Source organism: Saccharopolyspora terrae (assembly GCF_004348435.1).
GTDB lineage: Bacteria > Actinomycetota > Actinomycetes > Mycobacteriales > Pseudonocardiaceae > Saccharopolyspora > Saccharopolyspora endophytica.
Genome location: NZ_SMKS01000002.1, coordinates 24,619 through 39,352, shown reverse-complemented (window position 1 = coordinate 39,352; position 14,734 = coordinate 24,619). Strand labels below are relative to the sequence as shown.

General features: G+C 71.4%; 10 protein-coding genes. 3 read left to right on the top strand and 7 right to left on the bottom strand.

Annotated elements, in window-relative coordinates:
* Positions 1 to 801, bottom strand: coding sequence for a LuxR C-terminal-related transcriptional regulator (locus E1181_RS32480; RefSeq protein WP_132672141.1), 801 nt, complete (start codon positions 799 to 801; stop codon positions 1 to 3).
* Positions 802 to 941: 140 nt separating this feature from the next.
* Here E1181_RS32480 and E1181_RS02020 point away from each other — a divergent pair, with 140 nt between their 5' ends.
* Positions 942 to 2,630, top strand: coding sequence for an AMP-binding protein (locus tag E1181_RS02020; protein WP_132672140.1), 1,689 nt, complete (start codon positions 942 to 944; stop codon positions 2,628 to 2,630).
* Between the two features lie 50 nt (positions 2,631 to 2,680).
* Here the strand turns inward: E1181_RS02020 and E1181_RS02015 are convergent, their stop codons facing one another.
* The 4 genes from E1181_RS02015 to E1181_RS02000 form a co-directional block, all read right to left on the bottom strand.
* Complete coding sequence (locus E1181_RS02015; RefSeq protein WP_235875735.1) at positions 2,681 to 3,331, bottom strand: GPR1/FUN34/YaaH family transporter; 651 nt, start codon at positions 3,329 to 3,331, stop codon at positions 2,681 to 2,683.
* A gap of 492 nt (positions 3,332 to 3,823) precedes the next feature.
* Positions 3,824 to 4,801, bottom strand: coding sequence for a glutathione S-transferase family protein (locus E1181_RS02010; protein ID WP_132672139.1), 978 nt, complete (start codon positions 4,799 to 4,801; stop codon positions 3,824 to 3,826).
* A gap of 108 nt (positions 4,802 to 4,909) precedes the next feature.
* The gene (locus tag E1181_RS02005) at positions 4,910 to 6,208 is read right to left on the bottom strand and encodes an MFS transporter (protein WP_132672138.1); all 1,299 of its coding nucleotides are present in this window, start codon (positions 6,206 to 6,208) and stop codon (positions 4,910 to 4,912) included.
* Between the two features lie 2 nt (positions 6,209 to 6,210).
* Positions 6,211 to 7,407 (bottom strand): M20 metallopeptidase family protein, encoded by a 1,197-nt coding sequence (locus E1181_RS02000; protein WP_132672137.1) that lies wholly within the window; start codon positions 7,405 to 7,407, stop codon positions 6,211 to 6,213.
* Between the two features lie 124 nt (positions 7,408 to 7,531).
* Here E1181_RS02000 and E1181_RS01995 point away from each other — a divergent pair, with 124 nt between their 5' ends.
* Both E1181_RS01995 and E1181_RS01990 read left to right on the top strand, forming a co-directional pair.
* Positions 7,532 to 8,554, top strand: a complete 1,023-nt coding sequence (locus E1181_RS01995; protein WP_207921971.1) for an Lrp/AsnC family transcriptional regulator — start codon at positions 7,532 to 7,534, stop codon at positions 8,552 to 8,554.
* A gap of 122 nt (positions 8,555 to 8,676) precedes the next feature.
* On the top strand, positions 8,677 to 9,231 hold the full coding sequence (locus E1181_RS01990; protein WP_132672136.1) for a snapalysin family zinc-dependent metalloprotease: 555 nt from the start codon (positions 8,677 to 8,679) through the stop codon (positions 9,229 to 9,231).
* A gap of 6 nt (positions 9,232 to 9,237) precedes the next feature.
* Here E1181_RS01990 and E1181_RS01985 read toward each other — a convergent pair whose 3' ends face one another.
* On the bottom strand, positions 9,238 to 10,566 hold the full coding sequence (locus E1181_RS01985) for a M1 family metallopeptidase (RefSeq protein ID WP_132672135.1): 1,329 nt from the start codon (positions 10,564 to 10,566) through the stop codon (positions 9,238 to 9,240).
* Positions 10,563 to 14,507, bottom strand: a complete 3,945-nt coding sequence (locus tag E1181_RS01980) for a Pls/PosA family non-ribosomal peptide synthetase (RefSeq protein WP_132672134.1) — start codon at positions 14,505 to 14,507, stop codon at positions 10,563 to 10,565. The genes E1181_RS01985 and E1181_RS01980 overlap by 4 nt, the downstream gene beginning before the upstream one ends.
* Positions 14,508 to 14,734 lie beyond the last annotated feature (227 nt).

Below are 14,734 nucleotides of genomic sequence, written 5' to 3'. Positions count from 1 at the left end.
CTACAGGAGGCCTGCGAGGCGGGCTTCGTGGACCGCTGCTGTGCGGTTGCGGACCGCGAGCTTGCGGGTGGCGTTGCGGAGGTAGGTCTTGACCGTCTGGGGGCTCAGGCCGAGGCGAGCGGCGATCTCCACGTTGGACGCTCCGATCTCGACGAGGCGGAGCGCTTCGATCTCGCGGGGCGCGAGGGTCACGTCGCTCGTCGTGGTCGGTGACGTGCTCCCGCGGAGCTGCTGGTGGATCCGGCGCAGGCGGGCGCGCATGGCCTCGTCGCCGGTCTCCTCGATGACCGCGGCGAGTTCCGCCAGGGGGTCGGGTTCGTGGAGCTCCGGGTCCGGGCGCAGCCGGTCCTCGACGTCCCGGGACAGCTGCGCGGTGACGACCTCCGCCGTGCGCAGCGCGCGGTCGCCGACCGGGCGGTGGTCGCGGGCCGCGCCGTAGAGGACGCCGCACACCGCGTCGCCGACCGTGATGGGCAGGGCGAACACCGAGGTGAGGCGTTCCTGCCGGACGACGATCGGGTCGTACTCGTGGGTGATGTCGGAGGTGCGGGCGTAGTCGTTGACGCGGTGCGCCGCGCGGTCACGCAGCACCCTGCCGCCGAGACCGCTGCCCGGGCGCACCTCCAACCCGCGCAACCCCGACCCGATGGTGCCCTTCATGCGGCCGATCACCAGCCGCTGCGGGGTCGTCGACGTGCTGCCGCCGAACACCACGGGGATGCCTGTCGACCGGGAAAGCCAGTTCAACCGTTCCGGGAGGAGCCGGTCGATCCAACCGGCCGCTCTGACGTCTTCGTCCATGTGCGCTCCCTCACCACGTCATCTGGGTGAATACCCCGCACCTGCTGCTCGGCGCTACCCCCGTGAGTGGGTATTCGATCCTCCGGTGGTCGGTGCACCCTCGTCCCGACAGCGTCGTCAGATCGAAGGGGAAGCGGCACATGGACGTCACCGGCGCCTACCGAGAAAGCCGTGACCAGCTCTTGGCGCTGCGCGGAGAGCACCCGCGCGCCGTCGCCGAGTTCCGCTGGCCGGAGCTGGGCGAGCGGTTCAACTGGGCGACCGACTGGTTCGACGCGATCGCGCGCGGCAACGACCGCCCGGCTCTGGTGATCGTCGAGGAGGACGGGGCCGAGCTGCGGCGCAGCTTCGACGACATGGCCACCGCCTCCGACCGCCTCGCGGGCTGGCTGGCCGCCCAGGGCGTGCGCCGCGGAGACCCGGTGGTGCTCATGCTCGGCAACCAGGTCGAGCTGTGGGAGTCGATGCTGGCGATCATGAAGCTGGGTGCGGTGATCGTGCCGACCACCACCGCCGTCGGCCCGGCCGAGCTGGTCGACCGGATCATCCGCAGCGGTGCCGAGCACGTCATCGCCAACGCCGCCGACACCGGCAAGTTCACCGACGTGCCCGGTGACTACGGGCGGATCAGCGTCGGTGCGGCCGACGGGTGGGTGAACCTGCGCGAAGCCGAAGCGTTCCCCGCCACGCCGCTGCCCCACCCCGGGACCGCCCCCGGGGATCCGCTGCTCTACTACTTCACCTCGGGCACGACCTCGCGGCCGAAGCTCGTCGAGCACACCCAGACCTCCTACCCCGTCGGGCACCTGACCACCATGTACTTCCTCGGTCTGCGGCCCGGCGACGTGCACCTCAACATCTCCTCGCCGGGCTGGGCCAAGCACGCGTGGTCGTCGTTCTTCGCGCCCTGGATCGCCGAGGCCACCATCCTGGTGTGCAACTACGGCCGGTTCGACCCCGCGATGCTGCTCGACCGGCTGCGGACCTGGGACGTCTCGACGTTCTGCGCGCCGCCGACCGTGTGGCGGATGCTCATCAACTCCGACCTCGGCGAGCGCCCCGAGTCGCTGCGCGAGGTGATCGGCGCGGGTGAGCCGCTCAACCCCGAGGTCATCGACCAGGTCCAGCGCGCGTGGGACCTGACGCTGCGCGACGGCTTCGGGCAGACCGAGACCACTGCGCAGGTCGCCAACACGCCCGGATCGCAGATCCGCCCCGGCTCGATGGGCCGCGCGCTGCCCGGTGTCCCGGTGGTGCTGGTCGACCCGGCGACCGGGCGACCGGTCGACGGCACCGGCGAGGGCGAGATCTGCCTCGACCTCGCGCAGCACCCGCTGCCGCTGATGACCGGCTACCGCGACGACGCCGAGCGCAACGACACCGCGATGGGCGGCGGCTACTACCACACCGGTGACGTGGCGACGATCGACGCTGATGGCTACATCACCTACGTCGGGCGCACCGACGACGTCTTCAAGGCCAGCGACTACAAGATCAGCCCGTTCGAGCTCGAATCGGTCCTGATCGAGCACCCCGCGGTCGCGGAGGCCGCCGTGGTGCCCGCTCCGGACCCGGTGCGGCTCGCCGTGCCCAAGGCCTACGTCGCGCTGGCTCCCGGGCACGAGCCGGACAAGACCACGGCGTTCGAGATCCTGAAGTACGCGCGCGAGCACCTCGCTCCCTACCAGCGGGTTCGCCGGCTGGAGTTCTTCGAGCTGCCCAAGACGATCTCCGGCAAGATCCGCCGCGTCGAACTGCGCGCCCGCGAGGAGGACTCGGGGCCGCGCGACGAGTGGCGCGACGACCAGTTCCCCGAACTGCGCTCCTGAGAGGCATTCGAGCGCGGAGGCGGTCGAGAACCGCCTCCGCGCTCGATGTTTCAGGAACGCAGCACCGGCTTCCCCAGCGGCAGCCCCCGGCCACCCGTCGCCTCCGACATCACGTGGAGGAACAGGTAGCAGCCCAGCGCCGCGAAGGTGAAGACCACGAAGCCGCCCACCGCCTTCAGCTGCGCCGAGTCCTGCACGGTCGCGACCAGCACGAGCACCAGTGCCGCGGCGATCAGCGCGAACAGCACCGTGTAGGCGGCCGGGAGCCGCAGCGTCGCCAGTGCGAGCAGCGCGACCACGACCGCCCACGACGTCAGGAACAGCGCTTGCGTGGCCGTGGCGCTGCCGTCGGGAACCCCGAACCAGCCGTGGGTCAACCCGAGCACCAGGAGCCCGTAGCTGAGCCAGAACCCCGAGAACGTGCCGAAGATCGAGGCGACCGCGCTCTGCCCGATCGCGGCCGCCCACAGCGCCGCGACGAACTGACCGGTTCCGGTGGCGGCGAGGATGATCGCCACGGGTGCTCCGACCGCTTCCGGAGGGACGAAGCCCACCAAGGTCATTCCGAGGGCGATCGAACCCACGACGAACGTGGGCACTCCGATCAGCGCGGGATCACCGGACAGCGGCCCGGGTACGGGCTCGGGCTTCCGGTGCGAGGTTCGGTCCTGGTCCGTTGTCACTGCGTCCGATGCCGTCACGATTCCGCTCCTTCGCGGTGTCCGGTGCGCGTTCCCGCACCGCCGCAGCCGGATCGACCTCGCCGACTCCGAGCGGACGGCGAACTCCCCCAACCGCGGTGCGCCCGGCGACGAAAGCCCCCGGGATTTCCCGTTTCTGCAGGTGGAGGGAACATGCCACGTCCGCGACCGCGCGGGCAATGCGGTGGGAACGAACGGATCTCGATCCGACACGGAGGGATTCGCAACGGCCCCGAACGGCGAACGCGTCACGCGGGCGCTGGACCCCGAGGTGGATGCGGTCCCGCACAACGACCACTCACTCCCCGGAACCGGAAACTGCCGTAATCAGGTTCCGGAAAACCGCCGTAAACCGGCCCCCGAAAACCGCCGTAATCGGGGACCCGAAAACCGCCGTAGTCCGGGTGTTCGGGAACCGTGGGGGGGGAGGGACTGGAGCTCCGGGTTGGTCGGTGGTGGGCGCGGCCGCACATCGGGGATGCGCGGTGTCCGTCATGCGATGGCGGGGACCCGCTCGTCTTCCGGGGGTGGGCCCGGCGGGGTGCCGTTGCCGAAGGGACGGCCGCCGAGCTTCTCCCGGCCGTGGGGTTGCAGGAGGCCGGTGAGGTCGGGGCCGGCGGGGATGATGCCGGTCGGGTTCACGTTGCGGTGCACCACGTAGTAGTGCTCCTTGATCTGCGGGAAGTGGATCGTGTCGCCGAAACCCGGGGTCTGGAACAGGTCTCGCGTGTAGTCCCGCAGCACCGGCATCTCGGTGATCTTGTGCCGGTTGCACTTGAAGTGCCCGTGGTAGACGGCGTCGAAGCGCACCAGGGTCGGGAACAGGTGCACGTCGGCCTCGGTGATCGTGTCGCCGACCAGGTAGCGCTGACCGGAAAGCCGTTCGGCGAGCAGGTCCATCGCCTCGAACAGCTCGTGGAAGCCCTTGTCGTGCGCTTCCTGGCTCTGGGCGAACCCGGTCTTGTAGACCCCGTTGTTGACCTTGAACACCAGGTCGCCGACCTCGTCGATCTCGGCGCGCAGGTCCTGCGGATACAGCTCGGGCGCTCCCGGCCGGTGGTGCTCGCGCCACTCGGTGGAGAAGTCGAGGGTGATCTGCGGGAAGTCGTTGGTGACGACCTGGCCGGTGGGGATGTCGACGATCGCGGGCACCGTGATGCCCTTCGCGTAGTCCGGGTCGCGGGCCAGGAACGCCTCGCGCAGCCGCTCGATGCCCAGCACCGGGTCCCGGCCACCCGGGTCGAGGTCGAACTGCCAGCTGCGCTCGTCGTGGGTGGGCCCGGCGATGCCCATCGACAGCACCGGTTCCAGACCGAGCAGCCGCCGCACGATGACCGCCCGGTTCGCCCAGGGACACGCCCTGGCCACCACCAAGCGGTACCGACCGGGTTCGACCGGGTAGCCGTCTCGCCCGTCGGCGGTGATCCGCGTGGCGATGTAGTTCATGTCCCGTTTGAATTCACCAGCCATGCCCTCGATCGTCCACCGAGGGCCCCGTCCCCGCCAAACGCCCGCGCCGGTACGCGCGAGGGGACTTCCGCGGGTGCGGCTCGGAACGGGCCGAGCCGCACCCCGGCGTCATCGGGCAGGCACCTCCTCGGCGACCTCGGCGCGGGCGGGTGTGGTGGAGGTGTCGGCCAGCGCGAACGCCGCCAGCACCGACACCGCGGCCACCGCGATCAGGTAGTAGGCCGGCGACATCGGGTTCCCGGTGGTCTCCACCAGCGTCGACAGGATCAGCGGCGTCGAACCGCCGAAGATCGACACCGCCGCGCTGTAGGCCAGCGACAGACCGCTGTAGCGCACCTCGGTCGGGAACGCCTCGGCGATCGCCGTGGAGATCGCCGCCAGGCTCGGCGCCATCAGCAGTCCCAGCAGCACGTAGGCCAGGACGATCAGCGCGAACGAGCCGGACAGGATGAGCTGGTACATCGGGATGGCCAGCACCATCAGCGCCAGCGGCGTGGCGATCAGGAACGGCTTGCGCCGCCCGATCCGGTCGGCCAGCAGCGCCCACGCCGGGCAGGTCAGCAGCAGCGCGGAGATGCCCACCATCATCGCGACGAACATGTCGGCCTGCGGGATGCCGAGGTTCTTCACCAGGAACGCGGGCCAGAACGCCTGGACCATGTAGGTGCAGGTGGTGCCGGAGATGATCAGACCGATCACCTTGAGCACGTTCGGCCAGTGCTTCCGCAGCGTGATCATCAGCGGTGCGCCGCTGTCCTCGGGGGACGAGGCCTGGAACTCCGGGGTCTCGTCCAGGCGCAGCCGCAGGTACAGGCCGATCGCGCCGAGCGGCAGCGTCACCAGGAACGGCACCCGCCAGCCCCAGTCGGTCAGCGCCTCGGGCGTGAGCGCCATCGACAGCAGCGCGCCGATCACGGTGGCCACCAGCGTTGCCGCGAACTGGGTGAACATCTGCCAGCTGCCGTAGAACGTGCGCCGGTGCGCAGGCGCGTACTCGACCATGAACGCGGTGGCGCCACCGAACTCACCACCGGCCGAGAAGCCCTGCACGACGCGGGCGACCACCAGCAGGATAGGCGCGGCCAGGCCGATGCCGTCGTAGTTGGGCAGCAGACCGATGACGAAGGTCGCCGCCGACATCCCGATGATGGAGATCGACAGCGTGGTGCGCCTGCCCATCCGGTCGCCGAAGTGGCCGAAGATCAGCGCGCCCAGCGGGCGCAGCACGAACGACACGCCGAAGGCGGCGAAGGTGGAGATCAGGCTGTGGCTTCCCGGGAAGAAGTTCGCCGCGATGGCCGCGGCGAAGAACCCGTAGAGCCCGAACTCGAACCATTCGATGAAGTTGCCGATGGACGCCGCGACGACCGCCTTGCGGCGCACCGGCGCTGGCACGGATGCGGTCATGATCAGTTCTCCACGTGGGTGCGGGTCAGGGCGAGTTCTGCGTAGAGGGTGGCGCCGTCGGCGAGCACCGCGTCGTCGAACAGCGCGGTCGGTGAGTGGTTGTAGTCGGCGGTGTCCGGGTCGAGGCCGTCGGGAACCGCGCCGAGGCCGACGAACCCGCCGGGCACCTCGTCGAGCACCCGCGAGAAGTCCTCCGACCCCGACAGCGGGTTGGGCAGGGTCTGGTGCCGCTCGCTGCCGAAGAGCTCGTGGATGGTGCGGTCGACGAACGCGGTCTCCTCGACGTCGGTCCGGGTGGGTGGATAACCCTGCCGGTACTCGACCTCGACGTCCACCCCGTGCGCGGCGGCGACCGCGCGCAGCACCGCTTCCGAACGCTCCCGCATCCGCTCGCGCGACTCCGGCGAGAACGTGCGCACGGTGGCACCGAAGGTCGCCGACTCCGGGATGACGTTGACGGCGTTGCCCGCGTGCAGCGACCCGACGCTGAGCACCACCGGGTCGAACATGTCGAACTGGCGGGTCACCATCGTCTGCAACGAGGTGATCATCTCGCTGATCGCGGCGACCGGGTCCTGCGTGCGGTGCGGAGCCGAGCCGTGCCCGCCGGATCCGCGCACCGACACGTGCAGCTCGTCGGAGGCCGACAGCATCGTGCCGGGCCGGGTGACGAAGCGGCCCTGCGGCGCGTCCGAGGAGAACACGTGCAGCCCGTAGGCCGCGTCCACGCGGCGACCGGAGGCCTCCAGCACGCCTTCCTCGACCATGATCCGCGCGCCGTCGTAGCCCTCCTCCCCCGGCTGGAACATCAGCACCACGTCGCCGCCCAGCCGGTCGCGGTGCGCGCACAGCAGGCGGGCCGCGCCGATCAGCATCGTGGTGTGCAGGTCGTGACCGCAGGCGTGCATGGTGTCGCCGGTCTGCGAGGCGAAGTCGAGCCCGGTGCGCTCCCGCACCGGCAGCCCGTCCATGTCACCGCGCAGCAGCACGGTCGATCCACCACCACCGCCGCGCAGCACCGCGGTCACCGAGCTCACGTCGCGCCCGGTGCTGATCTCCAGCGGCAGGCCGTCCAGGGCCGCCAGCACCCGTTCCTGGGTGCGGGGCAGCTGCAGCCCGACCTCGGGTTCGCGGTGGAACTCGTGACGCAGCGCGATCAGATCGTCGCGCATCGCCAGCGCGTCCTCGTGCACACTCAACTGCTACCTCCGGAAGTGACCTGCTTCATAACGACTCCAGGGCGCGTCAGTGTGCGATGTCGACTCGGCCCGACGTGGAGAATCGCAGGATTCGTGCGCAACGGACTTCCAGACGAGGTGATTCGTGCATCCCAGCGCCCCGGAACTGGCGGAAGAGGACCTGGCGCTGATCCACGCGCTGCAGATCGCGCCGCGGGTCAGCTGGGCGGAAGCCGCCCGCGTGCTCGGCTCGTCCCCGACCGCGCTGGCCGCCCGCTGGGAGCGGTTGCGGGCGGCGGGACTGGCGTGGCTGACGGTGCACTCCGGCGAGCAGTCGCGCGACGTGGTGGCCTTCGTCGACCTGCGGGTCGAGCCGTCCTGCCGGACGGAGGCCATCGAGCGCATCGCCCGCGATCCGCGAGCGGCCTCGGTGGAGGAGACCGCGGACGGCCGCGACCTGGTGCTCACGGTGATCGTCCCGGACTACGACTCGCTGGCCGCGTTCACCCTCGACGACCTGCCCACGACCCCGGGAGTGCGGGCGGTCAACACGCACGTGGCCACCAAGGTGCACCGGCAGGGCGCGGACTGGCGGCTCGACGCCCTCGACCCCGACCAGCAGGCGGCGCTGCGCGAGGCCGCCCGGCACGCCAAGAGCCCGGCCGGCGGCCGCATCCCGGACTCCTACTGGCCGGTGGTGGAGCGCTTGGCGCACGACGGCAGGCAGAACGCCGCCGAGATCGCCCGCGCGCTCGGCCGCGACCCGGCGACGGTGCGCAGGCAGGTCGCCCGCCTGCTGGCCACCGACGCCCTGGCCTTCCGCTGCGAGGTCGCCGGGCTGCGCACCCGCTGGCCGATCGTGTGCACGTGGTTCGCGCAGGTGCCGATGACCGAGCTGGACCACACGGTCCGCTCGCTGTCGACGCTGCCCGAGCTCCGGCTGCTGGTGTCCACCGCGGGCCAGTCGAACCTGATGTTCCTGCTGTGGGCGAGGTCGGCGGGCGATCTCATGCGCATCGAGCGGCTGGTCAACGAGAAGCTGCCGTCGCTGCGGCTGTCGGAGTCCGTCCTGACGCTGCGCACCCGCAAGCGGATGGGCTGGCTGCTCGACCGGCACGGGCGCGCCACGGGAGAGGTCGTGCTCCCCCACTCGTTGCGGCCGCGATGATTTCACACCTGGTGACGTGATGGCGGTTATCCGCCACTGTCCGTATCGGTCCGGGACTCCTGCCTAGCCTCCGGTCGTGTTGATCGTTTCCACGTGAACGACCGCCCACAGGAGGAGTCGACATGTCCAGGTTCTCGATGACGACCGCGATCGCTGGCGCGGCGACGGCGTTGCTGCTGGTGGCAGGCGCACCGTTGGCCGGTGCGGTCACCAGCGACGCCGAGCCCCGCATCGTCACCTACGACGCCAGCCAGGCCGAGGAGTTCCAGGCGGCCATCGACGAGGCGGCCGAGACCTGGAACGGCCAGGTCGCCAACGTCAAGCTGGAGAAGGCCACCGACGGCCAGGCCGACCTGACCGTCCTCGCCGACGACGGCTGGCCGCGCGCCCAGACCGAGTCGCTCGGCGTGGGCACGGTGTGGATGGGGCGCCAAGCCGTCAACGAGGGGCACCACATCCCGCGCATCGCCACCCACGAGATCGGCCACATCCTCGGACTCCCCGACGACCGCACCGGGATCTGCGAAGACCTGATGTCGGGCGCCAGCGCCGGGACCGAATGCCAGAACAACCTCCCCAACCCGACCGAGAAGGCCCAGGTCGACGAGAACTTCGCGCAGGGCGTCGTGATCGCGCCGCAGCTGTTCACCGAAGCCCCGGCGCTCGCCGGGAAGTGACGGCTCTCAGCTGGGCAGCGCCGGTAGTTCCGGCTGGTCCAGCCACGCGGTGAACAGCGGCTCCAGACCGCGGTTCGCGTGCTCGGCGGCCAGGGACGTGAAGTCCTCGGTCGTCGCGGTGCCGTGCCGGTGCTCGGCCGCCCAGCGCCGCAGCAGCGCGAAGAACGGCTCGTCGCCGATCTCGTGCCGGAGCGCGTGCAAGGTCAGAGCACCGCGCTTGTAGACCTGCGGGTCGAACATGCTGGACACGCCCGGGTCGCCGATGCGGAGATCCGCCGCGACCTGGGCGTGCCAGTCCGCCGCGTGCTCCTGCGCCGACGGCCCGCCCGAGCGCTCCGACCACAGCCATTCGGCGTAGGTCGCGAAGCCCTCGTTGAGCCAGATGTGCCGCCAGTCGGCGATGGTGACGCTGTTGCCGAACCACTGGTGGGCGAGCTCGTGCGCCACGAGCCGTTCGTGGGTGCGCTGCCCGTCGACGTGGTTGGCGCCGAAGATCGACATGCCCTGCGCTTCGACGGGGTCTTCGAGCTCGTCGTCGGTGACCACCACGACGTACTCGCCGAACGGGTAGGGGCCGAACAGATCGCGGAAGCAGTCCATGATCTGGCCGTGCCGACCGAAGTCGACCGCGAAGTCCTCCTTCAGCCGCGCGGGGATCGCCGCCCGCTGCGGGACTTCCCCGCTGGCCAGCTCCACGTCGGTGTAGGGACCGACCTGGACGCTCATCAGGTACGTCGAAGTCGGTTCCGGCCGCTCGAAGACGTGCGTCGTGGTGCTGCCGCGCCGCTGCTGCGACACCAGGTTCCCGGTCACCTGCACCGAGAACGGCGAGGCGGCGGTGAACGAGACCCGGTACGCGGCCTTGTCGGACGGGTGGTCGTTGCAGGGGAACCACGACGGCGCCCCGATGGGCTGCGCGGCGACCATCGAGCCCTCGGTGAGCTCCTCCCAGCCGATCTCGCCCCAGCGTCCCGCGATCGGGTGGGGCGTGCCCGAATACCGGACCTCCACGCGGAATTCGGCGTTCTCGCCGATGGGGCGCTGCGGCTTGATGCGCAACTTCCCGCCGCTGTGGGTGAACTTCGCGGGCTTGCCGTCCACGAGCACCCGCCGCACCCGCAGGTCGGCGAGGTCGAGGCTGAACCGCGACAGCGCCTGCGTCGAGGTGGCCGAGATCCGCGCGGTGCCGCTGAGCCGGTTGGGCCCCACCTGGTAGTCCAGGTCGAGGTCGTAGTGCACGACGCGGTATCCGCCGTTGCCGTGCTCGGGCAGGTAGGGGTCGGCGGACCGGTCCGCACCCGGTGACGGAGCGCTCGTGCTCGGCCCAGAACTCACCGGTTGCGTCCCCTCTGCCAGTTCGTGATCGGGTTCCCGAGCCAGCGCGTGCCCGCGGGCACCTCGTCCCCGCGGGTGACCAGCGAACCCGGTCCGATGGTGGTGTCGGCGCCGATGCTCGCGCCGGGCAGCACGATTCCGTGCGGGCCCAGGGTAGCGCCGGGATCCAGCCGCACCTCGTCGAGCCGCATGACCCGGTCGTGGAACAGGTGGGTCTGCACGACGCAGCCGCGGTTGACGGTCGAGCCCGCCCCGAGCCGCACCAGGTCCGCTTCGGGCAGCCAGTAGGTCTCCAGCCACACGCCGCGGCCGATCTTCGCGCCCATGCTCCGCTGCCACATCGTCAGCAGCGGCGTTCCGGTGGCCGACCCGATCAGCCACGGCACCGCCAGCACCTCGACGAACATGTCGGCCAGCTCCGTGCGCCACACGAAGGAGCACCACAGCGGGCGTTCGCCGGCCCGGTAGCGGCCGACGAGCAGCCACTTCACCGCGGTCGCCACGAGGCAGGCCAGCAGCCCGGCGGCCAGCATGACCGGTCCGGCGAGCAGCGCCGCGCCCAGCAGCCCCACGGCGGCGTGCAGCTGCGCCAGCGCCGCCAGCACCAGCACCGACAACCCGACGCTGAGCACGACCGGCACGAACCGGAACAGCTCGACGACAGCGCGGGCGAGCTTGAGGCGCAGCGGTGGCGCGAAGGTGCGGCTGCGATCGCCCCGATCGACCGACCTGCGCAACGGCATCGGCGGCATGCCCAGGTACGACGAGCCCTTCTTGGCCTTGCGCGGGGTCGACGACAGCACGCCGACCAGACCGCGCTTGGGCACCCGGCGGCCCGCCGCGGTCATGCCGGAGTTGCCCAGGAACGCCTGCTTGCCGATGCGCGCCGGGGCGACGTGCAGCCAGCCGCCACCGAGGTCGTAGGTGGCGACCATGGTGTCGTCGGCGAGGAACGCGCCGTCGGCGACGTTGGTCATCTTCGGCAGCGCGAGCACGGTGGAGGCTTCGACGTCGCGGCCGACCTTGGCGCCCAGCAGCCGCAGCCACACCGGGGTGATCAGGCTCGCGTACAGCGGGAACAGCCCGACGCGCGCCATGTCCATCAGCCGCTCGGTGGCCCACACCTGCCAGGCCACGCGGCCGTGGACCGGGTGGAACCCCTCGTGCATGCCGATGCTCAGCGCGCGGACGCAGATCACCACCAGCAGCGCGTAGCCGAGGAAGTAGGTCGCGCTCGCCAGCGGCACCACCGGCGCGGCGCGCAGCAGCGCTGAGCCCAGATCGGGCGAGCCGGAGATCGCGCGGGCGAGCAGCAGGACGCCGGGCACCGCGGCCACCGCCGGGACCAGCCCGAGCAGCATCGAGGCCAGCCCGTACATCGCGACCCAACGCCGCGAGCGCGGTGGGCGGCTGGACGGCCAGGTCAGCGCGGACTTGCTCACCTTGCTCGCCGGTGAACCAGACCACCGCTGCCCGGCCGGGACCGAGCCGTGCACCGTGGAGCCGGCCGCGATCTCGGCGCGCTTGCCGATGCGCGCGCCGGGCAACAGCGTGCTGCGCGCACCGACGCGCGCGCCCGCGCCGATCCGGATCTTGCCGATGTGCACCCGGTCGCCGTCGACCCAGTGGCCGGAGAGGTCCACCTCGGGTTCGACGGCCGCTCCCCTGCCGATCTTGAGCATGCCGGTGATCGGCGGCGGCGAGTGCAGGTCGACGTCGTCGGCGACCTGGGCGCCCAGCGCCCGCGCGTAGAACGAGGTCCAGGACGCGCCGGAAACGCCCGTGGCGCCGGAGAACTCGGCGAGCTGCTGCGCGGTCCACAGTCGCAAGTGGACGCTCCCGCCGCGCGGGTAGGTGCCCGGCCGCACGCCGTCGAGCAGGAACCGGGCGCCGACAGCGGAGATCGTGATGCGACCGGCGGGCGTGAACAGCACCAGCCACGCCGCCGCGATCCCCCACCAGGGCACCGTCGGCAGGAAGCTCACCGAGCCGACCCAGGTCAGCACGTTGCTGATCGCCGCGAGCGCGGTCAGCCACCGCAGTCCCACCAGCGAGAGCATCGGGATCATGATGAGCAGTTGCAGCAGGCCGGTCCGGCGCGGTGTCGGGGTGACCTCGCGCTGGGAGTTGCCGGAGTCGGCGTCGAGCGCGTCGAGGTGCGCGGCGAGTCCGCCGAGCGTGGGCTCCTGGTAGATGTCGGCGACGGAGACCTGCGGGTGGCGCAGCCGGATGCGGGCGATGAGCTGGGCGGCGGTGAGGCTGCCGCCGCCGTGCGCGAAGAAGTCCGCGCCCGGGTCGGAGACCTCGACGCCGAGGATCTCCGCCCAGCCCTCCGCGAGCCACGACTCGGTGCCCGACAGCGCCGAGGTCTCCCCCGGGCCCGCGGTGGGCAGCGGCCAGGGGAGGGCCACGCGGTCGACCTTGCCGGAGGTGCGGGTGGGCAGGTCGTCGATGATCGCCAGCAGCGGCACCAGCGCGGCGGGCAGGCGTTCCTGCAGCTGGCGCACGGAGCTGTCGTGGTCGAAGTCCTCGCTGCTCGGCACGACGTAGCCGACCAGCACCTGGTTCCCCGCCGCTGTCGTCTGCACCGCGGCCGCGGCCCCCGCCACGTCCGGCAGGGCGGCCAGGGCGGCGTCGACCTCGCCGAGCTCGATGCGCCGGCCGCCGAGCTTGACCTGCTCGTCGGCGCGGCCGACGAACACCAGGCCCTCGGGTTCGGCGCGCACCACGTCGCCGCTGCGGTAGGCGCGGGACCAGCCCAGCGACGGCAGCGGCGCGAACTTCTCGGCGTCCTTGTCGGCGTCGAGGTAGCGGGCGAGACCGGCTCCGCCGATCACGAGCTCGCCGGTGCCGCCCATCGCGACCGGACCGCCCTCGTCGTCGACGACCGCGAGGTTCCAGCCGGCCAGCGGCAGCCCGATCCGGACCTCGTCGTCGCCGCTGAGCCTGGCCGCCGAGGCCACCACGGTCGCCTCGGTGGGTCCGTAGGTGTTCCAGACCTCGCGGCCCTCGACGTCGAGCCGCTCGGCGAGCTCCTGCGAGCACGCCTCGCCGCCGAGGATGAGCAGCCGGATCTCCTCCAGCGCCTCGACCGGCCACAACGCGGCCAGGGTCGGCACGGTGGACACGACGGTGATGCGCTGCGCGACCAGCCAGGGGCCGAGGTCGACGCCGGTGCGCACGAGAGCGCGCGGCGCGGGCACCAGGCATCCGCCGTGGCGCCACGCCAGCCACATCTCCTCGCACGAGGCGTCGAAGGCCACCGACAGCCCGGCCAGCACCCGGTCGCCGGGGCCGATGGGCTCCTCGGTGAGGAACAGGCGGGCCTCGGCGTCGACGAACGCGGCGGCGGAGGCGTGGCTGACCGCGACGCCCTTGGGCTTGCCGGTCGAGCCGGAGGTGAAGATGATCCACGCGTCGTCGGACGGGGTGGGGTCGCCGGTCTTCCCGCCGGGGGTGCGGCGCAACCGCAGCTCGCCACCGGTGCTCAGCACCGCGCACACGTCGGCCTCGGTGAAGACCAGCTCGACGCGGTCCTCGGGATCGTCGGCGTCGACGGGCACGTAGGCGGCACCGGCCGCGAGCACGCCCAGGATCGAGACGTAGAGCTCCGCGGTTCCCGACGCGATGTGGATCCCGACCCTGTCACCGGCACCGATGCCGTTTTCGGCGAGGCGTCGTCGCACGGCCTCGACCTGGCCGGTCAGGCGGCGGTAGGTCAGCGCGGTCGTGCCGTCGTCGATCGCGGGCGCGTCGGGGTGCCGCTCGGCGGTGGTGGTGAGGACGTCGATCAGGGTGCGCTGGTCCGGCGCGAAACCCGACCAGTACACGGCACTGGTCGTGGCCCCGGGGATGTCGTCGAGGGATTCGTGCGCCGTCGTCAGCGTCACCGAGGCCGCCGTTCGGCCGGCGGCACGGCTGGGGAACTGCGAACAGGACATGAACCCACGGCGTCTGTCTCCTGTCGTCAGAGCGCGCACTCCGGATGACGCACGCGCGGCAGACCGACCAGCCTACGATCTCCGGGAGATCAATGCCCGCTCCAACCCCTGTTCACGTGCTGGTGCTCACAGCGAACAGCTGTTCCGCAACACCCCGTGACGGCGACTTCCCACCGCGGGTTCAGGGTCCATAGCCCCTGGTTCGCCCGCCTCGGCGGGGTCATGGT